The organism is Mesorhizobium sp. B2-3-5, from assembly GCF_006442395.1.
Lineage (GTDB): Bacteria > Pseudomonadota > Alphaproteobacteria > Rhizobiales > Rhizobiaceae > Mesorhizobium.
Genome location: NZ_VFVX01000033.1, coordinates 1 through 21766, shown reverse-complemented (window position 1 = coordinate 21766; position 21766 = coordinate 1). Strand labels below are relative to the sequence as shown.

The 21766-nt window shown below is 63.4% G+C and carries 14 protein-coding genes; 7 read left to right on the top strand and 7 right to left on the bottom strand.

Annotated features, from left to right (window positions below):
* Positions 1 to 6 precede the first annotated feature (6 nt).
* Together FJ958_RS26120 and FJ958_RS26115 are read right to left on the bottom strand one after the other, a co-directional pair.
* Positions 7 to 2472, bottom strand: a complete 2466-nt coding sequence (locus FJ958_RS26120; protein WP_140747165.1) for an FAD-dependent oxidoreductase — start codon at positions 2470 to 2472, stop codon at positions 7 to 9.
* Positions 2469 to 4925: an FAD-dependent oxidoreductase gene (locus FJ958_RS26115; RefSeq protein WP_140747162.1), complete on the bottom strand. Its 2457-nt coding sequence runs from the start codon at positions 4923 to 4925 to the stop codon at positions 2469 to 2471. The genes FJ958_RS26120 and FJ958_RS26115 overlap by 4 nt, the downstream gene beginning before the upstream one ends.
* Before the next feature lie 121 nt (positions 4926 to 5046).
* On the opposite strand from FJ958_RS26115, the gene FJ958_RS26110 reads away from it, so the two are divergent.
* Both FJ958_RS26110 and FJ958_RS26105 read left to right on the top strand, forming a co-directional pair.
* Positions 5047 to 6024, top strand: coding sequence for a LysR family transcriptional regulator (locus FJ958_RS26110; protein ID WP_150832051.1), 978 nt, complete (start codon positions 5047 to 5049; stop codon positions 6022 to 6024).
* A gap of 97 nt (positions 6025 to 6121) precedes the next feature.
* Entirely contained in the window at positions 6122 to 7450 is a 1329-nt protein-coding gene (locus FJ958_RS26105) for an aspartate aminotransferase family protein (RefSeq protein ID WP_140747156.1), read from the top strand.
* 373 nt (positions 7451 to 7823) lie between these two features.
* On the opposite strand, the gene FJ958_RS26095 is transcribed toward FJ958_RS26105, so the two are convergent.
* Positions 7824 to 9233 carry a mercuric reductase gene (locus tag FJ958_RS26095; protein WP_140747153.1) on the bottom strand — a complete coding sequence of 470 codons (1410 nt, stop codon included), beginning with the start codon at positions 9231 to 9233 and terminating at the stop codon, positions 7824 to 7826.
* Between the two features lie 114 nt (positions 9234 to 9347).
* On the bottom strand, positions 9348 to 10094 hold the full coding sequence (locus FJ958_RS26090; RefSeq protein ID WP_140747150.1) for a glucose 1-dehydrogenase: 747 nt from the start codon (positions 10092 to 10094) through the stop codon (positions 9348 to 9350).
* Between the two features lie 112 nt (positions 10095 to 10206).
* Here FJ958_RS26090 and FJ958_RS26085 point away from each other — a divergent pair, with 112 nt between their 5' ends.
* The 3 genes from FJ958_RS26085 to FJ958_RS26075 all read left to right on the top strand — a co-directional run bounded on the left by FJ958_RS26085 (position 10207) and on the right by FJ958_RS26075 (position 14273).
* The gene (locus tag FJ958_RS26085; RefSeq protein WP_140747147.1) at positions 10207 to 11097 is read left to right on the top strand and encodes a LysR family transcriptional regulator; all 891 of its coding nucleotides are present in this window, start codon (positions 10207 to 10209) and stop codon (positions 11095 to 11097) included.
* Positions 11098 to 11356: 259 nt separating this feature from the next.
* Complete coding sequence (locus FJ958_RS26080) at positions 11357 to 12307, top strand: DUF5996 family protein (protein WP_246679766.1); 951 nt, start codon at positions 11357 to 11359, stop codon at positions 12305 to 12307.
* Positions 12308 to 12560: 253 nt separating this feature from the next.
* Complete coding sequence (locus FJ958_RS26075) at positions 12561 to 14273, top strand: HAD family hydrolase (protein WP_140747144.1); 1713 nt, start codon at positions 12561 to 12563, stop codon at positions 14271 to 14273.
* A gap of 67 nt (positions 14274 to 14340) precedes the next feature.
* Here FJ958_RS26075 and FJ958_RS26070 read toward each other — a convergent pair whose 3' ends face one another.
* From FJ958_RS26070 to FJ958_RS26060, 3 genes are read right to left on the bottom strand one after another with little or no spacing between them, the layout of a single operon-like run.
* The gene (locus FJ958_RS26070; RefSeq protein ID WP_140747141.1) at positions 14341 to 16620 is read right to left on the bottom strand and encodes a xanthine dehydrogenase family protein molybdopterin-binding subunit; all 2280 of its coding nucleotides are present in this window, start codon (positions 16618 to 16620) and stop codon (positions 14341 to 14343) included.
* A 2-nt stretch (positions 16621 to 16622) separates the two neighbouring features.
* Positions 16623 to 17645, bottom strand: coding sequence for a xanthine dehydrogenase family protein subunit M (locus FJ958_RS26065; RefSeq protein WP_140747138.1), 1023 nt, complete (start codon positions 17643 to 17645; stop codon positions 16623 to 16625).
* Position 17646: 1 nt separating this feature from the next.
* Positions 17647 to 18279 carry a (2Fe-2S)-binding protein gene (locus tag FJ958_RS26060; protein WP_246677004.1) on the bottom strand — a complete coding sequence of 211 codons (633 nt, stop codon included), beginning with the start codon at positions 18277 to 18279 and terminating at the stop codon, positions 17647 to 17649.
* Positions 18280 to 18907: 628 nt separating this feature from the next.
* Here FJ958_RS26060 and FJ958_RS26050 point away from each other — a divergent pair.
* Together FJ958_RS26050 and FJ958_RS26045 are read left to right on the top strand one after the other, a co-directional pair.
* Positions 18908 to 19882, top strand: a complete 975-nt coding sequence (locus FJ958_RS26050; protein ID WP_246679764.1) for an HlyD family secretion protein — start codon at positions 18908 to 18910, stop codon at positions 19880 to 19882.
* A complete protein-coding gene (locus tag FJ958_RS26045; RefSeq protein ID WP_140747134.1) occupies positions 19879 to 21477 on the top strand; it encodes a DHA2 family efflux MFS transporter permease subunit in 1599 nt (532 codons plus the stop codon). The genes FJ958_RS26050 and FJ958_RS26045 overlap by 4 nt, the downstream gene beginning before the upstream one ends.
* Positions 21478 to 21766: the final 289 nt, after the last annotated feature.

Below are 21766 nucleotides of genomic sequence, written 5' to 3'. Positions count from 1 at the left end.
CCGACATCAGGCAAGCGTGAAGGCAGCCGGTTCCGCGGCATGGACGCCGCGCAGCCGCAAATTGCCGGGATCATAGGGGGCTTCGCGAAGTTCCCGCGCCGCGAGTTCCTTTCCGAGGATAGAGACGCTCAACCCTCCGGTCGGGACACCGGGGCGCAGATAGGCAAGCGCAATGATCTTGCCGGTGCGGAAGCCATGGGCGCCGGAGGTGACGATCCCGACCGGCCGCTCCGCCTGGATCACGGCATGAGCGTAGAAAGGCAGCCTTTCGGCGTCATCATCGATTTCGAGAAGCACCATTCTCCAGGCGCCATCGCCGACGCGTGCGAGCATGGCCTCGCGGCCAGTGAAATCCCGTCCCTCGGTTTTGACCAGGGCGTCCAACCCGGCTTCAAGCGGCGTCCGCTCCGTCGTCAGGTCGGCGCCCCAGGCACGATAACCCTTCTCCAGCCGCATGGCGTTGAGGGCGTGGATGCCGAACGGGCGCAGATCGAAACGTCGGCCGGCCCTGGTGATCGCATCATAGAGCTTGCCGAATTGCGCCAGCTGGACATGAAGCTCCCATCCCAGTTCGCCGGCATAGGACACCCGGAGCGCCGCCGCCTTGATGCCGGCGACCCGGATGATCTGGGCGGAAAGCCAGGGAAATCCCGCGTTGGACAGATCGGCCTCGCTCACCGTCTGCAGCAGATCGCGGGCACGAGGCCCCATGAGGGCGAGCACGCCGCGCCTTTCGGTGACATTGTCGATTGTCACATTCGCAAAGGCTGCGGCGCGGGAGCGCAGCAGGTCCTCGTCATGCCGCTCCGCCACAGCGGCGCTGGTCAGGTAGAACCAGTCATCGCCGAGGCGCGTTACCGTGAATTCCGACGCGACGCCGCCCTTTGCCGTCAGCACATGGACGAGGCCGATGCGACCCTGCCGCGTTGGCGGACGATTGGCGCCAAGCGAATCCATGAAGGCGCTCGCCCCGGGGCCGCCAACTTCGAACTTGGAAAAGGCGGACAGATCGATGGCGCCGACGCCATCGCGCACGGCGAGACATTCGCCGCGCGCCGCTTCGAACCAGCCGGGCTTGCGAAAGGTCAGCGGCGGATCGCGATCGATCCCGCCGATGGCGAACCAGTTCGGCCGCTCCCAGCCATAGGCGGCGCCCAGCACGGCGCCCTGGTTTTTCTGGAGGTCGAGCGCCGGTGTGGTGCGGCGCGGGCGCCCGGCTTCACGCTCTTCATAGGGATAGTGGATGCCGAACTGCAGACCGAACCCTTCGACCGCCCTGTCGATGCGATAATCCCGATCGGCATAGTTGCCGAACCTGCGTGGATCGATGGCGAGCGCGTCGCTCGGCGGCGCCCCGTCGACGATCCAGTCGGCGAGGAAACGTCCGGCGCCGCCGCCTTCCATCACCCCCATGCTGGAACCGGTCAGCAGCCAGGCGTTATCAAGGCCGAATGCGGGACCGATCAGAGGATTGGCGTCCGGGGTGAAGGTGATGGGCCCGTTGACCACCGTCTTGATGCCGGCATTGGCAAGTGCGGGGACGCGCTCCATCGCCAGCGCGATGATATGCTCGACGCGGTCCAGGTCAGGCGGCAGCAACTCCATGCCGAATTCGGCCGGCACCCCGTCGATTGCCCAGGGCTGGGCCGACTTTTCATAGGGGCCGACGATATAGCCGTCGCGTTCCTGGCGCAGATACCAGCTTTCTTCGGGATCGCGGATGATCGGCAATTCCTTGGCGCCGGCGGCAATGCGATCGGCGATTTCAGGCACCCTGTCGGTCACGACATATTGGTGCAGCATCGGCACGACCGGCAGGTCGAGACCCATCATCGCGCCGATCTCGCGGCACCAGGTGCCGGCGGCGTTCACCACATGCTCGGCGGTGATGTCGCCCTGCGTCGTGCGGACGAGCCACTCGCCGGATGCCTTCCGTTCGATCGCCAGGACGGGATTGTGGCGGACGATCTCGGCGCCGCGGGAGCGCGCACCGGCCGCCATTGCGTTGGTCGCCAGCGTCGGATCGACATGGCCGTCATTGGGCTCATAGATCGCCCCGATAATGCCGTCGGTCAGGCAGAGCGGATAGATCTGCTTGAGTTCTTCCGGGCTCAGGATGTGGAAATCATGGCCCACGAACCGGCCGAGACCCTGAACATGGCGGAATTCGTCCATGCGGTCCCGCGAGCGGGTGATGCGTAGTGCGCCGCTGGCATGGAAGCCTGTTGGCAGCCCGGTCTCGGCGGTCAGGATTTCCCGATAGAGCCGCACCGAATGCGCGCGCATCTCCATGATCGTCGCATTATGGGCGAAATGCGTGCAAAGGCCGGCGGCATGCCAAGTGGAACCGGCGGTCAGTTCATGCTTCTCGACGAGGACGACGTCGCCCCAGCCGCGCTTGGCCAAGTGGTAGAGCAGGGAAACGCCCATGGCTCCACCGCCGATAATAACGACACGGGCATGCTGCCTCATGAAATTGTCTCCTCGCAGCCGCGCATCCGCGCTCCAGTTGGGTCATAGGGCGGCTTGTCGAGCGCCCTCAGCATATGGCGCGTGCCGGCCACCGCGATCTCGTAGTCGGAGGCCAGCACCTGTGCTTTCGTCTCACCCGGCTGGCAGGCAACGTAGCCAAGGCAAAGGCTCAAGCCGGTGCGTGAACCAAGACCGCCCGACGTGGTCAGGCCGGCAAGTTTGCCGTTCCGATAGATCGGCTCATCATGAAGTAGAAGCGGATTGGCGCCGTCGACCGCGAAATGCAGGAGCCGGCGGCTGACGCCCCCGGCCTTCTGCGCCAGCAGCGCGTCGCGGCCGATGAAATCATTCTTCTTCCAGGAGACCGCGAAGGACAGGCCAGCCTCCAGCGGCGTGTCCTTCGGGCCGATATCGTGCCCCCAATGGCGATAGCCCTTTTCAAGGCGGCAGCCATCCAGCGCATAATGGCCGCAGAAGACGAGGCCGTGGGCGCGGCCCGCCGCGGCGATCGTGGCGAGCAGGCTTTGCGCGCATTCGACCGGCACGTAGAGCTCGAAGCCGAGTTCGCCGACGAAGCTGACGCGGGTGGCCCGGACACTGACCATGCCGATATCGATGCGGCGCGAGGTCGAGAACGGGAAAGCGGCATCGGAAAGATCGGCGTCGGTCAGGCTTTGAAGCAGGTCGCGGGAGCGCGGCCCCATGACGCCGAGCACGGCTTCCGAAGACGTCGCGTCGAAGACCGAGACGTCGAGGCCAAGATCCTCAGCATGGCGCCTGATCCAGGCAATGTCCTTCTGTCTGGTCGCCGCACCGGAGATCACGCGGAATGCGTGGGCGCCGTCGCGGGTCACGGTCACGTCGGCCTCGATCCCGCCCCGCGCATTGAGCATCTGCATATAGACGGCACGGCCTTCGGCGACATCGACGTCGTTGGCGCAAAGCCTCTGCAACAACGTCCCTGCGTCGCGGCCAACTATGTCGAGCTTGGTGAAAGGGGAGAGCTCGAACAGGCCGACGCCCTCGGCCATGCGGCCGGCTTCCGCTTTCGCAGCACCCCACCATGGCTGCGCGCCGACCGAATAGCGGACTGCTCGTGCGGCCTCATCCCGGCCGAACCAGAGCGGCCGCTCCCACCCTGTCGGCGCACCGAAAACAGCGCCGGCAGCCGCGAAAGTCTGGTGAAAGACAGAACGCCTGACGTCGCGGCCCGCGCTCGGCTGCTTGTAGGGCCAGTGCATACGGAACAGATCGGCGACCGCTTCCTCCATCCGGGCGCCGACAAAGGATCTAGACGCGGCGGACCGGTCGAAGCGGGCAATGTCGAGCGCCCACAGATCAAGGCCTGGCTCGCCGTCGACGATCCATTCGGCCATCGCCTTGCCGGCGCCGGCCGAAGACATCATGCCGGTGGAATTGAAACCGGCGGCGACATGGAAGCCGCGCAGGTAAGGCGACTCTCCCATCAACGGCCGCGTGTCGGGCGTGAAACTCTCGGGGCCGTTCATGAAGTGCCTGATGCCGGCTTGCGAGAGCGCCGGCAGAAGTTTGAGGCCCGCGGCCATGAATGGTTCGAACTGATTCCAATCCTCCGGCAGTTCGAGGAACGGCCTGCCACCCGCCGGTCCGCGGACGTCGAAGATCTTGGCGTTCGGTTCGAACCCACCCAGAACCAGCTTGCCGGAATCGCCCTTGACGTAGATGCCCTCGTCGAGGTCACGCACGATGGGAAACGGATCCTGCAGGCCCGCAATCGGCTCCGTCACGACATACATATGCTCGACCGCCTGCAGCGGCACCGGGACACCGGCAAGAGCGCCGATATCGCGCGCCCAGGCGCCGGCGCAGTTCACGACCGTCGCGCAATCGATGGTGGCGCCCGACGCCAGCTTGACGCCGGCGACCCTGCCGTTCTTCGTCACGAAGCCAGTGCAGACGGCCCCTTCCAGTATCCGGATGCCGGCGGCGCGTGCGCCCTTGGCATAGGCCGCGCAGATGTCGACCGGATTGGCCTGACCATCCTCTTCGACCCACAGAGCGCCCTCGATGCCGTCCGGGACGATGCCGCGCACGCGGCCGGCAACGCCAGCGCCGTCGATCATCTCGACCGTCAGGCCACAGACATCGCCCATATGGGCGATACGCTTCAGCTCATCCATTCGCTCCGGCCTGCGCGCCAGCCACAGGCCGCCTGTGCGCCGATACCCGGAGGCCTGCCCGGTCCGCTCCTCCAAGCGTGGAAACAATTCGGTCGCATATTGCGCAAGCCTTGTCAGATTGAGGCTGGCGCGCAGCGGACCGACGATGCCGGCGGCATGCCAGGATGTGCCGCTGGTCAGTTGGTGACGCTCCAGCAGAACGACGTCGGTCACCCCGAGTTCGGCGAGATGATAGGCTATGCCGAGGCCAATGACGCCGCCGCCAATGATCACGATGCGTGCGCTGTCATTCACCGGGCAAATACCTTTGTTGGGATCGAACGGCGCGATCTTTTCCCGGCAAGCCTCTTGCACTCAATCGAATTTTTGCAACATTAGGAAAACTTATGAAGACATCGCGGACTGGAGTTGGCGGATGAAGAGCGGCGGTTTCGATTTCAACCTGTTTCGATCCATCGAGGTCTTTGCGGCCGTCGTGGAGACAAGGCACGTCACCCAGGCGGCCCAAATGCTGGGCATGACGCAGTCCGCCGCTTCGCAGCACCTGAAGAACCTCGAGACCGCGCTTGGCGTCAGCCTGATCGACCGCAATCTGCGCCCGATCGAACTGACCAAGGCAGGCATCGCATTGCATCGCCGCGCCATTGCCATCCTGGCCGAGGTGGAGGGGCTACGCACCGACGCGCGGCGGGTCAATGCCGCGCCGCTGCCGCTGCTGCGCGTCGCGCTTCTGGCCTCGATCGCGACGACACTGGCGCCGGCGCTTTCCGTGCTGGCCCGAAACACCTTCGGCATTCCCGAACTCAGTCTCTTCGCCGGCCTGGCGACCGACCATGTCGCGTTGTTGCGGGCCCGGCGCGCGGACCTCGCCGTCACCTCCGGCGAGCTTTTCGAGATCGAGGGGCTGACGCGTTATCCGATCATGACGGAGAAGTTCCTGCTGGTAACGCCGAAGGGCTTCGCCGGCGATGTCGGCGACATCGTCAAGCTCTCCAAGAAGCTGGCCTTCGTGCGGTTTTCCAGGGAAACGCCGGTAGGCCTGCGGGTCGACCAGCATCTGAGCCGGCTGCGCATCGAAATCCCGCGCACCATGGAAGGCGACCGTTCGAGCGTGGTCATGGCGCCTGTCGCGGCCGGGATGGGCTTTGCGATCCTGACACCGACCCTGCTCATCGACGGGCTGGCGGAAGGCATGGAGATCGATGTGCACGCTTTGCCGTTCACCGGGCTGTCGCGCAACATCCTGCTGGTGGCGCGGGAACGCGAACTGGGCAACCTGCCGGAAGCCTTCGCCACGCGCACCGCCGAGGTGCTGACCAATGCGATCCGTACGCGCCTGCCTGGCCTTCCTCCCGATTGTTATGTGGTCGACCGCCCCTCATCGCAGGACTAATCGGCTCCATCATTTAAACTGATGGATATCTTTGGCGGTTCACACATTCCTCATTCAGTGTTCAATCCCTGTCAGGTTCCCAACACAGGAGACGGGCATGAATGCTCCTCACGCTCATTCTAATCTGGAGATCGACTGGTCGAGCGAGGCGATCGTCGACCGGCGAAACCGCTTCTATGCGGCCTCGCAGCGCAAGTTCGTGCCCTACAAGGACCCGCTGATCATCAAGCGCGGCAAGGGCCAGTATGTCTGGGATGACAAGGACCGCAAATACATCGACCTGCTCGGCATGAATCTTTGCATTTCCGTCGGCCACGCGCACCCGCAGGTGGTGAAGGCCACCACCGAGCAGCTCGCCGAACTCACGCATTGCACGACGATGTTCTATCACCCGGTTCCCGCGCAATATGCGGAGGAACTGGTGGCCACGATGCCAGGGGGCCATGACTGGGTGGTGCATTTCACCAACAGCGGCGCCGAGGCGATCGACCTTGCCTTGCTGATGGCCCGCAGCCACACCGGCAACATCGATATGCTCGCACTTGCCTCGAGCTATCATGGCGCCACCTTCGGAGCCCAATCGCTGACGGGAATATCGGGATTTCGCCATCCCGTCCCACAGCTCGGCGGGGTGACCTTCGTGGCCGAGCCCAACCAGTATCGTGGTATCCACGGCGAGGGCGTCGAGCCCTATTTGAACGAGGTCGAGCGGGCCATAGCCACTTCAACCAGCGGCAGGTTGGCTGGCATGATCATCGAGCCGGTACAAGGCTATGGCGGCATCGTGCCGATGCCCCACGGCTACATTTCCGGCGCGTTCGAGCGTGTGCGCGCGGCTGGTGGCCTTTGCATCATCGACGAGGTGCAATCGGGCGTCGCACGCACTGGCGATGCCTTCTGGGCCTTCGAAACGCACGGTGTCGTTCCCGATATCGTCGTTGTCGCCAAAGGCGTCGGCAATGGCATCCCGCTTGGCGCCGTCATCGCCAAACGAGACGTCGCCGAATCCATGGCGGACAAGTTTCTTTTCCACACTTACGGCGCCAATCCGGTAGCCTGCGCGGCCGGACGCGCGGTTCTCAAGGTGATCCGCGAAGAGCGCTTGCAAGAGAATGCGCGAACGGTCGGCGCCGCACTGAAGACGAGGCTGCAGGAGCTCAAGAACCATTCTCGCCTGATCGGCGATATCAGGGGGGAAGGTCTCATGCTTGCCATCGAGTTGGTGAAGGATCAGACGACGAAGGAACCTGCACCCGAGGCGACACTCGCGATCTTCGAAGAAAGCCGGCGCAACGGCCTCGTTGCGAGCCGATCCGGACCTTATAGAAGCGTCATCAGGATGTGCCCGCCGCTTTGCCTGTCGATGGCGGACGTCGACGATGTGATGGAGCGATTTGTCAGGAGCTTCCAGAGCATCACAGCTTGATGGTTAACCGTTCGCCATCGCCCGGCCGAATGAGGATCACGCTCCCTTTATCTTTGTGGACCACCGTGCGGACCGCTGACGAGGAGCGCCAACGCATGTCCAAGAGCGATCAGGACTTCCTGATGGAGAAATGCAACGACGCGGCGACGGGCAAGCCTACGCTCCATTCTGCGACAGGATCAGGATGGTCGGCGGCGCCAACAGGTAGCGCCCCCGGAAACGATCTCCACAGGGCGTAAAGGCCCGCCTCGGCTCCAGCGGGGGCGGGCCAGCATTGACGTGGTGGACTTCGGATAGGCAATGCCACGGCCGAGGTGAGGCAGCGCCACATCGAGAATTGCACGAAGGCGGATCCCGACTATGGCGCGGCGCCTCATTCGACATGTTGCTCGGACCGGGGCGGCACGTTCGACAGCAAGGGACCAAGTCCCTCGGCGATCGTCAGATGCGTGATGACGGCGTCGCGCAGCTTCGGATAGGGCAGATTCGCCAGCATCGCCGTCTGCACCGCAGCCAGGACCTCGCCGGCCTCGGAGCCGATCATCGTGAAGCCGAGGATGCGGTCGTCGTCGCCGGCCACGACCACCTTCATGAAACCCTCGGTTTCGTCCGTCGCCTCGGTGCGCAGCACCGCGCTCATCGGCAGCCTGGCGACGCGCACGATGACGCCCTGGCGCTGCGCCTCGCCTTCGCTCAGGCCGACGCGGGCGAGCGGCGGATCGGTAAACATGGTGTAGGGCACCAGCCGGTCGCGCGTGCTGCGATGCCCGCCGGCAAGATTGTCCCTGATGATGCGGAAGTCGTCGACCGATACATGCGTGAATTGCGGGCTGCCAGCGCATTCGCCGAGCGCCCAGACGTCGAGTGCGGCCGTCTCCAGCCGTTCGTTGACACTAATAAAGCCACGGGCGTCCAGCACGACGCCGGCCTCGTCCAGGCCTATGCCGGCGGTGTTCGGGATGCGACCGGCGGCAACGAGCAGATGGCTGCCCTCTATTGTCCGCTCGCCCGAAGCGGTGCGCACCGTCACGCTGACCTCTTCGCCGGAGCGACCGCGCACCGCAAGAGGTTCGGCGCCAACGAGGAAATCGATGCCTTCGCTCTCGAGAAGCCGCTGCATCTCTTCGGCGATGTCGCGGTCCTCCCGACCGACAAGCTGAGGTCCGGCTTCGATCACCGTCACCCGGCTGCCGAAGCGTCGATAGGCCTGCGCCATTTCCAGCCCGACATAACCGCCGCCGAGCACGATGAGATGCGGCGGCAAGGTGTCGAGCTCGAGGGCGCCGATATGGGTGAGCGGCTGGGCTTCCTGAAGGCCGGGAATGCTGGGGATCGCCGCATGCGTGCCGACATTGATGACGACCTTATCGCCAGTGAGCAGGCGCGTGCCGCCTTCGTTCAGCGCAACTTCAATGGTCTTCGGACCAACGAAGCGCCCGCTGCCCATGATCAGCTCGGCGCCGCTGGTCTTATACGCATTGAGATGGAAGGCGACCTCGCGCTCGACCATCTCCTGCTTGCGCCGGCGGACCTTCACCATGTCGGTCGAGACCGGCCCGGTGACGGTGCCGAACTGGGCGGCGTTGCGGGAGAGGTGCGCGACGCGGGCGCTCCACACTTCGTTCTTGCTGGGCAGGCAGGCGACGGCGGGACAGGAGCCGCCAACCCAGCGGCGCTCGACGACCGCGACGCGATGGCCGGATCGGCCCAGATGCCAGGCAAGCGCCTTGCCGCCCTGGCCGCTGCCGAGGATCAGGAAGTCATAATGTTCTGGTTGGGGCATGAGCTTTCTCCGCTGCATTCCGGAAAGGATAATGGCACATCCGACGGTAAGCGGACGAGTCCGTTCGCCTGCCGTCGCTCTTTACGCTTGATGCGGGACTAGCCAGGCAAGCCGTCAGCGCTGCCCGCCGGAGGCGGTGATGCGTTCGCCCGTCAGCCAGGCGGACTGGTCGGAGGCGAGGAACACGGCCACGCGGGCGATGTCGTCGGGCTGTCCGAGCCGTCCCATCGGCAATGTCGCGCCGATGGTCCTGGCGGTCTCGCCCTCGATGCCAGCGACCGCCAGGCCTTCGGTTTCCGTCATGCCCGGGGCGATCGCGTTGACGCGGATCTTGCGGCCGGCGAGTTCGTTGGCGAGCGCCTTGGTGATCGTGTCCACCGCACTCTTGGAGGCCGAATAGACGACCGAATTCGGCACCGGGTTGGCACTCGAAATCGTACTGAGATTGATCACGCTGCCGCCATGGCCGTCAAAAGCCCTTGCCGCTTCCTGCGTCGTCAGGATCGTGCTCAGCACGTTGGTATCGAATTGGCGATGAAATTCCGCTTCCGTCACCTCCTCCAGCGGCCCGAAACGGTAGACGCCGGCATTGTTGACGAGGATGCTGGGTGTGCCGAAGGTGGCCTTCGCCTCGGCGAACAGCCGCTTCACGTCGGCGCCCTTGCTGACATCGGCCTGGATCGCAACGGCCTTGCCGTCGTCGCGCAGGATGTCGCCAACCACCTTGTCCGCGTCTTCCTTGCTCGAGCCGTAGTTGACCACCACCGCGGCGCCCGCCTTTGCGAATTGCCGCGCGATTGCCGCGCCAATCCCTTTCGAGGCGCCGGTCACGATCGCTACCTTGCCTTTCAACTCATCCATGATCTTTCTCCTTCCTGTGAACCGCCGCCAATCGGCGTGTTGCTCAGGAGATAAATCATGCATCAAACAGCGGGTAGCGCCGCTGGCATCATATGATATATACGTATCTGGTATGAATGATCGGCTTCAACAGCTTGCGATCTTCGTCCGCACGGTCGAGACCGGAAGCTTTTCCAAGGTGGCCCGCGAGTTCGCGTTGTCGCAGCCTTCCGTCTCGCGCACGGTGGCGGCGCTCGAGGAGCGGCTCGGCGTCAAGCTGCTGACGCGGACCACGCGCCAGCTCTCCCTCACGGATGCAGGCGAAGCGCTGCTTTCCAGGGCGCGCGAGGCGCTTGCCGGCGTAGAGGAAGCGGAAAACGCCGCGCGCGGCGCGGACCGGCTGTCCGGCGTTCTGCGTGTGGCGCTGCCGGCGACCTTCGGCGCCAGGCAGATCGTGCCGCTCTTGCCTGGTTTCCTCGATCGGCATCCCCAGCTCAAGATCGATCTCATGATGTCCGACCGCTACGAGAACCTCGTTGCCGAGGGCGCCGACATGGCGCTTCGTCTCGGCAATCAGCCGGATTCCAGCTTCGTGGCGCGCAAGCTTGCCACCGCCCGTCGCCTCTTCGTCGCTTCGCCCGACTACCTTGCGCGCCGTGGCACGCCGAGGACCCTTGCCGACCTTGCTCGACATCATCTCGTCGGCGGCCCGGGCGACGGCGGCGAGCAGAATTGGACGGCCCATCGCGACGGGGTGATCGAGGTCCACCCGGTCGATCCGCGGGTGCGGACCCGTTCGGCGACAGGCGCGGTTGCCTCCGCGAGCGCTGGTCTGGGCATCGCGATCGCCTCGGCATGGATGTGCGCCGAAGAACTCGCCTCCGCGAGATTGGTGGAAGTCCTGGCCGATTATCGGCTTGAACCTACAACGGCATATGTGGTTTTCCCGGCAGGGCGGCGCCCCTCGCAGAAAGCGCGTGCATTCAGCGACTACCTCGAGCAGGTGCTGGTGACCGAACGGTAATCGAGCCGCTCGCTGAGGCCACATTGCTGTGCCAGTCAAGCCGGAGAGATGCGAACACGTGCATTGCTCCCCGACCAACGAGGCCAATGCGGCACCATGGTGCTGGGTGGCGATCGCCTTGTGCCGGGCTGGCCAATCGTCGGGCGGTCCTCATATAGTACCTCCATCGTAGCTTGCGGACGCGGCGGACAGATGGACTATCTTCCGGTGAGGGAAAACCGCATGCACCCGTCCGGAGCCTCAACGAAGGGAGAAAACCTTGTCGTCTGCCGATGATCTGGAACGCTGGCCGGACCTGCCTTACGCGGCCTGGAAGGACACGTACGAGACCCTCCACTTGTGGACCCAGATCATCGGCAAGATCCGCTTGATGCGCGAGCCCTGGCTGAACCATTCCTGGCATGTGCCGCTTTACGTGACCGCTCGCGGCTTGACGACCTCGCCGATCCCCATGGGTGGGCGAGCATTTCAAATCGATTTCGATTTCATAGACCATCTGCTGTGGCTGAGGACGAGCGACGGTCACATCCGGCAAATCATGCTCGCGCCCAAAACCGTGGCGGAGTTCTATGGCGAAGTAACGCTCGCGCTGGACGAACTCGGGCTCACGACGCCGATCTTCACCCAACCGTCCGAGATCGCCGACGGCGTCCCGTTCGATCAGGACCGTGTTCATGCCGCTTACGACCGCGACTATGCCAACCGCTTCTGGCGCATCCTGCTTTCGACGCACGCGGTCTTTTCGCGATTTCGCACGGGATACCTGGGCAAGGTCAGTCCCGTGCATTTCTTCTGGGGCGGTTTCGACCTCGCAGTCACGCGCTTTTCCGGCAGGCGGGCACCGCTGCATCCCGGCGGCGTGCCCGGCCTGCCGGACACGGTGGCCCGCGAAGCATATTCGCACGAGGTGTGCAGTGCCGGGTTTTGGCCGGGTGGCGGCCCGATCGACTACCTAACCTTCTATTCCTATGCCTATCCGGCGCCGGAAGGCTATGCATCGGCTGCTGTCCAGCCACCACAGGCGTTCTTTTCCAAGGAGTTCGGTGAATTCCTCCTGCCCTACGATGCCGTGCGCCGGGCGCGGGATCCGGAAGCCACGCTCATGTCGTTTCTGCAGAGCACCTACGAGGTGGCGGCCGACCTCGGCAAATGGGATCGCGACGCACTAGAATGCTCCGTCGGCGTGCCCTGTCGGCCGCGCCCGCTGTAGATTGGTGGCGGTCATGCGTGGCGCGATCACGTGTCCAGGCACCGCCGCCAGGGGCGACCGACAAAGGAATGGCGTGAACGACGTAAACTTTTTTGTCCGACAGGCGTTGTTCGTTCTCCAGACCGGGAGACAGCCATGCCAGATGAAATCGCAAATCGCCGGCTAGGCCGCCAAGCAACGCCAGCGCAACATCGGTACTCCTCGATCCGTCGGCCAGCAGCCTATCGGCGTGCGGCCGTGAAAGGTCGGTGAGATGTATTTAATAGCCTTGGCGACGGATTACGACGGCACTCTTGCATATAACGGGACTGTCTCAAAAAAGACCATCTCCGCGCTCGAGCGGCTGAAAAAGACCGGTCGAAAGCTTATCCTGGTCACCGGCCGCGAATTGCCCGACCTCAAGCAGGTCTTTCCCGAGATGGCGCTGTTCGACAAGGTCGTCGCCGAAAATGGGGCGTTGGTCTATACGCCGGCCAGCGAAGAAGAACGCACCATTTCACCGGCGCCCTCGCCCGACTTTGTCGCCGCGCTGAAGAAGCGCGGCGTCAAGCCGCTTTCGGTCGGGCGCTCGATCGTGGCCACCTGGGAGCCTCACCAGGCAACGGTGCTCGAGGTCATCAAGAAACTGGGACTGGAACTCGAGATCATCTTCAACAAGGGCGCGGTGATGATCCTGCCGAGCGGCATCAATAAGGCGACCGGGCTTGCCGCTGTGCTGGAGGATCTTCGCCTGTCGCCGCTCAATGTGGTGGCGGTTGGCGATGCCGAAAACGACCACGCCTTCCTGAAAGCCTGCGGCTGCAGCGTCGCCGTCGACAACGCGCTGCCGGCGGTGAAAGACACCGCCGATCTCGTGACGCGCGGCGCACGCGGCAAGGGCGTCGAGGAACTTATCAGCAAACTGATCAAGCAGGATCGCGCTATCGTGAAAAAGGGCCGCGACGGCGTCCTGCTCGGAACGGCAGGCGGCAAGGACATCCATCTGTCGCCGATCGATACGGTCCTGATCGCGGGGAGTTCCGGCATCGGCAAATCGACGCTGGCCACGGCGCTCACCGAACGGTTCGTCGAGGCGGGTTTTCAGTTCTGCATTTTCGATCCGGAAGGCGACTATGACGGCCTTCAAGGTGCGGTTGGGCTGGGCGACGGTTCGAGCGTGCCGACAAAGCAGCAAGTGCTCGATCTGATCGAAAAGCCTGATACCAATGTGATCGTCAACGGACTGGCTCTGCGTGTCGACGAACGCCCCGACTTCTTCGCCGACCTGCTGCCAGGCCTGGGCAATTTCCGTTATCGAACCGCAAGGCCGCATTGGCTGGTCATCGACGAAGCGCACCATCTTCTGCCCAGCCGGCGCGACGATACCCGTGCCGTGCTGTCCCTGGAATTGCCGGGCACGATCCTCATCACCGTGCATCCGGAGGCGGTCTCGGCGGATGTTCTGCGCCTGGTGACGGCGGTGATCGGCGTTGGCCCAACAGCCAAGAGCGTCATCCAGACATTCTGTCGTGAGACGAGAACCGAACCGCCAGGGCAAATGCCTTCGCCAAAGGGAGACCGCGTGCTGTTCTGGCGCCCGCAAATGGGCAAGAAACCAATGACCGTGAAGGTAATCGAACCGCGCCAGTCGCTCAGGCGACACAGCCGCAAATATGCCGAAGGCCAACTCGACGAGGCCGGCAGCTTCTATTTCAAAGGTCCCGACGATGCGATGAACCTGAGGGCGCACAATCTGATGATTTTCGCCCAGATGGCGGAGGGCATCGATGACAAGACCTGGGACTATCATTTACGCGCCGGCGACTATTCCGAATGGTTTCGCCATCAGATCAGGGACAAGGATCTGGCGCGCGAAACGGCAGCCGCCGAAAAGGACAAGACGCTATCGCCGCAAGAGAGCCGCAAGATCGTGCTCGACGCGGTGCGCCGGCGTTACACCGCTCCAGCCACAGCGCCGGAAGAGTAGGTTCAATCGCTCATCCGCGTGCTGCCACGGATACGAGCCGGCAAGGCCGGCCAATCCGGCGTCGTGGTCAAGTGACAAGATCCTCGATCCTGATCGGCAGGTCGCGAATGCGTTTTCCCGTTGCATGATAGACGGCGCTTGCCACGGCGGCCGCGGTTCCAACATTGCCGAGCTCACCCAGTCCTTTGACACCGGCCGGATTGACCTCGTGATCGATTTCCGGAACCAGGATCACCTCCACCTCCTTGATGTCGGCGTTGACGGGGACCAGATAATCTTGCAGGTCGCGGTTGACGTAACGCGCGTGGCGCTGGTCGATCTCCGTCGCTTCATGAAGGGCCTGACCGATGCCCCAGATCATGCCGCCCATCAATTGGCTTCGGGCGGTTCGCGTGTTCATGATGCGCCCAGCGGCAAAGGCGCCGACCAGTCGTGGTACCCGAACCTCCCGCGTATGGCTGTTGATGCGAACCTCGACGAACTCCGCGCCGAAAGCATATTTTACCGAATCCTGATCCTGGTCGCCGCCGTGGAACTCCGACTCTCCGGCATAGAGTTTCTTCAGCGCCTCCGGCGAGGAACCCCGTGGCGCGAATTCCGCATATTCCTCGATCGCGCCGATCTGCATGATCTTGAAGACGTCCGACAGAGCTGCCGACTTGCCGTCGTCGGCAACGATCTTTTCTCCTGCCATGTCGAGCTTCGCATTGCCGGAACCGGCCAGCGGACCACCCTCGCCCACGGCGGCCGCAAACAGTTTTTGACGCACCGCTTCGCAAGCCTTGAGAACCGCGGAGCAGACACTGGCGGTGGAGATCGAGCCTCCCGACACCGGTGCCGGCGGCAGGGCACTGTCACCCATTTCGACGCTGACCTTGTCCAAGTCGACGCCGAGGCGTTCGGCGGCCATCTGGCCGGCCACGGTGCGCACGCCGGTGCCGATTTCGTGCGAGCCGCACTGCACCCGGACCTGTCCATCCGCTGTCAGACGAATGCGGGCGGCACACGGCGCTACAGCAGTCGGGTAAATGGCGGTCGCGCATCCCATGCCGACCAGCCAGTCCCCGTCGCGCATCGAACCTACCCTTGCCTCGCGCCTCGACCAGCCGAACGCCCCGGCGGCCTGTTCATAGCATTTGAGCAGCGACCGGCTGGAAAAGGGCTTTCCGCCGATCGGCTCCTTCTGCGGCTCGTTGATGCGTCGGAACTCGATGGGATCCATGCCAAGCGCCACCGCCATTTCGTCCATGGCGTTTTCCAGCGCATAGACATAAGGAGTCTCGGGCGGCGATCGCATGTAACCCGGCGTGTTCCGGTCGGCATGGACCAGCGAGACATGCGTCAGCACCGAGCCATAGTTATACATGCGGGCAGTGGCGGAGGCGCCGCCGACAACGTAAGGATCGGGCCGGGACGTGACCTCCCAGCCCTCATGCGCGAATGCGGTGATGTGACCGTCCTTGCCTGCTCCGATGCGAATGCGGTGACGGGTTTCTGCCCGATAGGTCTGCGTGCCGAAAGCCTGCATGCGGCTGACCACGCAGCGCACCGGCCGACCCACACGACGAGCGGCGACCGCCACGATCGCCGTACGAGCCGTCATCGGTCCCTTGGAACCGAATGCACCGCCAACATAGGGGCTGATGATACGCACATTGGCCGGATCGATCTTCAGCTGCCTCGCCAGTTCGATCTTCCAACCGGTGACGTTCTGGCTGGGCTCATGCACGGTGAGTTGGTCGCCCTGCCACCATGCCGTGGTTGAAAAGAGCTCGATAGGATTGTGATGTTGGGTGGGTGTCGAATATTTCTGGTCGATCTTCACTTCGGCCGAGGCATAGGCGGAATCGAAGTCGCCGACCTTGGCGTCCTCCTTGTACATCGGGCTTTTGCCGGCGGCCGGTTCGATCTTGGTTCCCTGGGAATCGAAGCTTGCGCTCGGGTTTTCCTGCGCGTAGTCGGCCTCAATCAGCATCGCGGCTTCTTCGGCTGCCTCGAAGCTCTCGGCGATCGTCAGGGCAATGATCTGGCCATCATGGAAAACGGTCTTGTCGTGCAACGGACCGATCGAACTAGCGCCGGTATTGCCGAATTTCGGCTTTTCGATCTGATCCATGTCGCCGATGCTGACGATGTCGAGCATGCCGGGGACGGCCCGAGCCCTGTCAAGGTGAAGAGCCTGGATCGCGCCTTTGGCAATCGTGCTGGTTGCAAGCGCGGCATAGGCGACATTCCCAGCGGCAAGGTCGGCGGAATAACCGGCCTGGCCGGTCACCTTCAGACGGGCATCGATACGGGGAACCGGCTGGCCCATGTTCTCCTTCGGCGCGGGAGCGGCTTGGTTCATAGTCAGACCTTCATATCGCGTGTTTCGAGCAGCGCCCGCACCAAAGTGCGTTTGCCAAGTGGTATCTTGAACGCGTTGTATCGCCTCGGCTGCGCTTCCGCGAAAGCGGCGTCGGCGGCCGTCTCGGCCACCTCCTGATCGAGCGTTTTGCCCTGGAGCGCCTCTTCCGCGGCTTTTGCCCGCCACGGCACCGTCGCCACGCCGCCCAGGGCTATTCGCGCATGCCTTATCATGTTGCCATCCAGATCGAGGGCGACGGCCGCCGAAGCCAAGGCGAATGCATAGGACTCGCGGTCGCGTATCTTCAGATAGTGCGAGCGGCGTGACCATGCCGCGAAAGGCACCTCGATGGCGACAATGACGTCGTCCGGCGCAAGATTTGTTTCAATGTCGGGCGTATCACCGGGAAGACGATGAAGTTTGGCGAACTCCATTCTGCGCGCGCCGCGCTTTCCTTCGATCTCGACGGTGGCATCGAGCGCAATCAACGCCTGGGCAAAATCGCCGTGATAGGTGGCGATACAGCCATCGCTTGTGCCGAGCACGGCATGCTGGCGGTTGAACCCTTCCATTGCCGCACAGCCGGAACCTGGATCGCGCTTGTTGCAGGGCCAAGAGGTCTCGCGGAAATACTCGCATCGCGTTCGTTGCAAGACATTGCCCGCAAGGCTGGCCATATTGCGGATCTGACCGCTGGCGGCGAGTTTCAGGCTCTCGGAGAGCAGAGGGCAGATTCGCCTGACATCGTCATTGTCGGCTGCCTCACCCATTCGAACCAACGCCCCGAAGCGGATGATGCCGTCACCGATCTTGATCTGTCGCAAGGTCGGTTCTCTCAGGGCGTTCAGATCGAGCAGCCGCTTGGGCTTGGCAACGCCGAGTTTCATGTAGTCAGCAAGGTTGGTGGCGCCGGCGATGAACTGAACGTCGGCTTTCGTCGGCTGATCCTGCTGGTCAGCAAAGCGCGAGGCGACCGCAACCGCGGCGGAGACGTCGGCAGGTCTTTCGTAGACGAAGGGCCGCATGTCAGGACCTCCTCGTTTCGTCCCGCGCCTGGACAATGGCCGCGACGATGTTCGGATAGGCGGCGCACCGGCAAAGATTGCCGCTCATATATTCGCGGATATCATCTTCCGATCCCGCATGGCCTTCGTTGACGCAGCCGATCGCGGACATGATCTGGCCCGGCGTGCAATAGCCGCATTGGAAGGCATCATTGTCGATGAAGGCCTGTTGCATCGGATGCAGACTGCCATCGGCGGCGGCAAGCCCCTCGATGGTGGTAACGTCGCGGCCTTCGTTCATGACCGCGAAGCTTAGGCACGAGAGCACCCGTCTGCCGTCGACAAGAACAGTGCAGGCGCCGCATTGACCGTGGTCACAACCCTTCTTGGTACCAGTAAGTCCGGCATGGTCGCGCAGCGCGTCCAGCAGACTGGTGCGATTGTCGAGGGCAAAATTGTAGGACTGCCTGTTGACGCGCATCGAAACCGCCGCAAGAGCGCGCGCATTGTCCTGACCGTCGGATGGCGGCTCCTCGGCTTTCGCCGACCGGGTAATGATCGGCATTGTCGCCGCTGCAAGAACGGATCCGCTCATGAAGCTGCGCCGGCTGAGTTTCGAAACGGTGGAGGTGCCGGTTGATATGACCTTGGGCATGGCTGGCTCGCGGCTGGCTTGAGTGGCCCGAACCGCCGAGATGCCACAAGGTTCCCCCCTCACGTCTCTGTGATCGCATTCCTCTTTGACAAGTAACTCCAGCGGGAACCTCCTTCCTTCAGCGGCGGTTCTTTGCCTGAGCAGGAGGCGATTAAGTATGAGCGATCGACAAACCCGCCGTGAGAACGAAGGACCGGTCTTTCCGCACAAGACGCTCGGCAAGGCGAAATCGTCCTGAGAACCCGCACGGCCGGATCATCTTCATCGCCGGGCTGATTGGTATCGTAGCGCTGGCAATCGTGCTGCGCCTTGCGATCGGCTGAGGTGCCAAGCCGCGAGGCGTCATGTCCTTTGGACAGGAACCTTTGCCAAGGCCCTTCGTTGTTTTGCGTCCGCCGCCGGCGTCGACGAAAGCCTCGGTAACCCGAAAGCTATCCCCTTGGACACGAAAGTTGAAAGAGCCGACCCAAAAGCTGAGCGCGTCGATGAAACGCGAGCGGCGCTCCGCCAAGCGCGGGCTCAACGACCGCGTAATAGCGGTAAGGGAGGGCCGGACGCCCCGCCGCGGGACACCGATCTGCTCGGTTTTCCCAGGCGTCATCCCTATGCGACAGCCGCCATTGCCCTTGTGCTGCTGCTGATCGTGGCGGGAGGCGTCATCTGGTGGCTCAATGCCCGCCAGTACGAATCCACGGACGATGCTTTCATAGATGCCCGCACGGTCACCGTCAGCGCCGAAATCGCCGGGCGCATCACCGATGTGGCTGTCACCGACAATCAGCCGGTGCGCAAGGGTGATGTCCTGTTGCGCATCGACGACAGCGACTACCGCGCATCGCTCGACCAAGCCGACGCGGGCGTGGCCGCCGCGCAAGCCGACATCGCCAATGTCGCGGCCCAGATCGAGGCGCAAAACGCCAAGATCGACGCGACGCAGAAGCAGGTTGCCCAGGCGCAGGCGGCGGTCGACTTCGCCAAGGCGGAGGACCAGCGCAATCGCGAATTGCTGGCCAAGGGAACAGCGACGCAACAGCAGGCACAGCAGGCGGCATCGACGCTGCGGCAGGACCAGGCAACGCTCGACAGCACGGTGGCGGACGTGGCCGCGGCGAAGAGCCAGGTTTCGGTTTTGCAGGCGCAGACCAAAACCAGCGAAGCCAAGCTCCGGCAGGCAGAAGCCACCCAGAACCAGGCTCGCACGGCGTTGGCACGCACCACCATAACCGCGCCTGTCGCCGGCCGGGCAACAAACATTTCAGCCGCCATCGGCACCTATACCCAGCCGGGCCAGGTGCTGATGATGTTCGTTCCCAACGAAGTCTGGGTGAAGGCGAACTTCAAGGAAACCCAACTCGACCTGATGCGGGCCGGACAGCCGGTCGACATCGACATCGACGCCTATCCCGACAAGACTTTCCATGGCCGTGTCGACAGCATCCAGGCCGGCAGCGGCACCGCCTTCAGCCTGCTGCCAGCGGAAAACGCCACCGGCAACTTCGTCAAGGTCGTGCAGCGTGTGCCGGTCAAGATCGTCTTCGACAATGCGCCTGACGTGCTTCTGGGCCCCGGCCTTTCGGTGGTGCCGACGGTCAAGGTGCGATGACCGGCGAAGCGACGCGCGGGCAAGACGAAAGCCGTTCGGCCGCCGGCGGCCGCAACCCCTGGCTCATCGCCATCGTGGTCTCCATCGCCACCTTCATGCTGGTGCTCGACACCTCCATCGCCAATGTGGCGCTGCGCAACATCGCCGGCAGCCTGGCGGCCGGCGTGGATGAAAGCACCTGGATCATCACGACCTACCTTGTCGCCAATTCCGTCATCATTCCGGTCAGCGGCTGGCTGGCCAGCGTTGTCGGCCGCAAACGCTACTACATGTTTTGCGTCGCGACCTTCACAATCGCATCGCTGCTGTGCGGGCTGGCCCCGAATCTCGAAATGCTGATCCTGTTCAGGATCCTGCAAGGCCTTGGCGGCGGGGGCATGGCGCCAAGCGAGCAATCCATCCTGGCCGACACCTTTCCACCTGAAAAGCGCTCGCAGGCATTCGCCCTCTACGGTATCGCCGTCATCGTCGCGCCGACGGTCGGACCGACCCTAGGCGGGTGGCTGACCGACCATTTCTCCTGGCACTGGATTTTCTTCATCAACGTGCCGTTCGGCATCCTCTCGGTGGCGCTGGTCCAGTGGTTGCTGGTTGAGCCTAAGGTACTCGAGGACGAACGCCAGGAGAGGCTGCGCGGCGGCCTGAAGATCGACTGGGTTGGCTTCCTGCTGGTCGCCCTGGCGCTTGGCTGCCTGGAAATCTTCCTTGACGAGGGGCAGCGCAACGACTGGTTCGCATCGACCTTCATCACCATTTTCGCCGTGATCTCGGCGATCTCGTTCCTGCTGCTCATCCCATGGGAACTGAGCCGCGACGACCCGATCGTCGACATACGGCTGCTCTTCAGCCGCCAGTTTGGCACGTCGTTCCTGGTGATGATGGCGGTCGGCGCCGTCCTGTTCTCCACCACGCAGTTGATGCCGCAGCTGCAGCAGACCGCCTTCGACTACACGGCGACGCTGTCGGGCTTGTCGATGATGCCGGGCGGCATCGCCATGCTGATGCTGATGCCGGTTTCAGGATTTGCCGCTGGTATCGTCCAGCCCAAATACCTGATCATGCTCGGCATGTCGGTGGTGGCGGTCGCCCTATGGCACATGACGTCGCTGACGCCGGACGCCAGCTTCCTTTTTTTCGCCTTCGCCCGCGTCTTCCTAATGATCGGATTGCCCTTCCTCTTCATTCCGATCTCGACCGCGTCCTATGTCGGCCTGCGGCCGCAGCAGACCAACCAGGCCTCGGCCCTGATCAACGTCGCCCGCAATATCGGCGGCAGCGTCGGCGTGTCGTTGTCCAACACCGTAATCGCTCAAAACGCGCAATTGCATCAATCCAATCTGGTCGCCCACACGGCACAATCGTCCGCGACCTATCAACAGGTTCTTCGCCAGGTGACCGACCATTTCGTCGCCCAGGGCTCACCCTTGGTCGAAGCCAAGCAGCAAGCCATCGGCTGGATCGGCCAGCTCATCGCCCGCCAGGCGTCGCTGCTCGCCTATGTCGACGTCTTCCGTTATTGCGCGGTGGCGACGGCCTTGCTTGTTCCCCTGGCGCTTTTGCTCCGATCTCCCAAGCCGAAACCTCAAGGGCACTAGCCAGGAGGGGGCAAACAGCGCCGGCGGCGTAATCGGGGTGCACCTCGATGACGCCGCCGGTTGACGCCGGGCTTTGGGAACACGCTGACCTGGCCGGGAGGCTGGAGGCCCGCGAAAAGCCTTGGCGTTTCCCTGACTATGGCCGCAGGCGCCGGACTTTCCTGGCCGTCCATAGGCCGAGGCTGAGGCAATCGTAGGGTTCGAGCCCGGTCTTGGCTGGCGGCGTGTGGCTGGCTTCAGTAAACGACGACGCTTCGGATCGACTTGCCCTCATGCATGAGGTCGAACC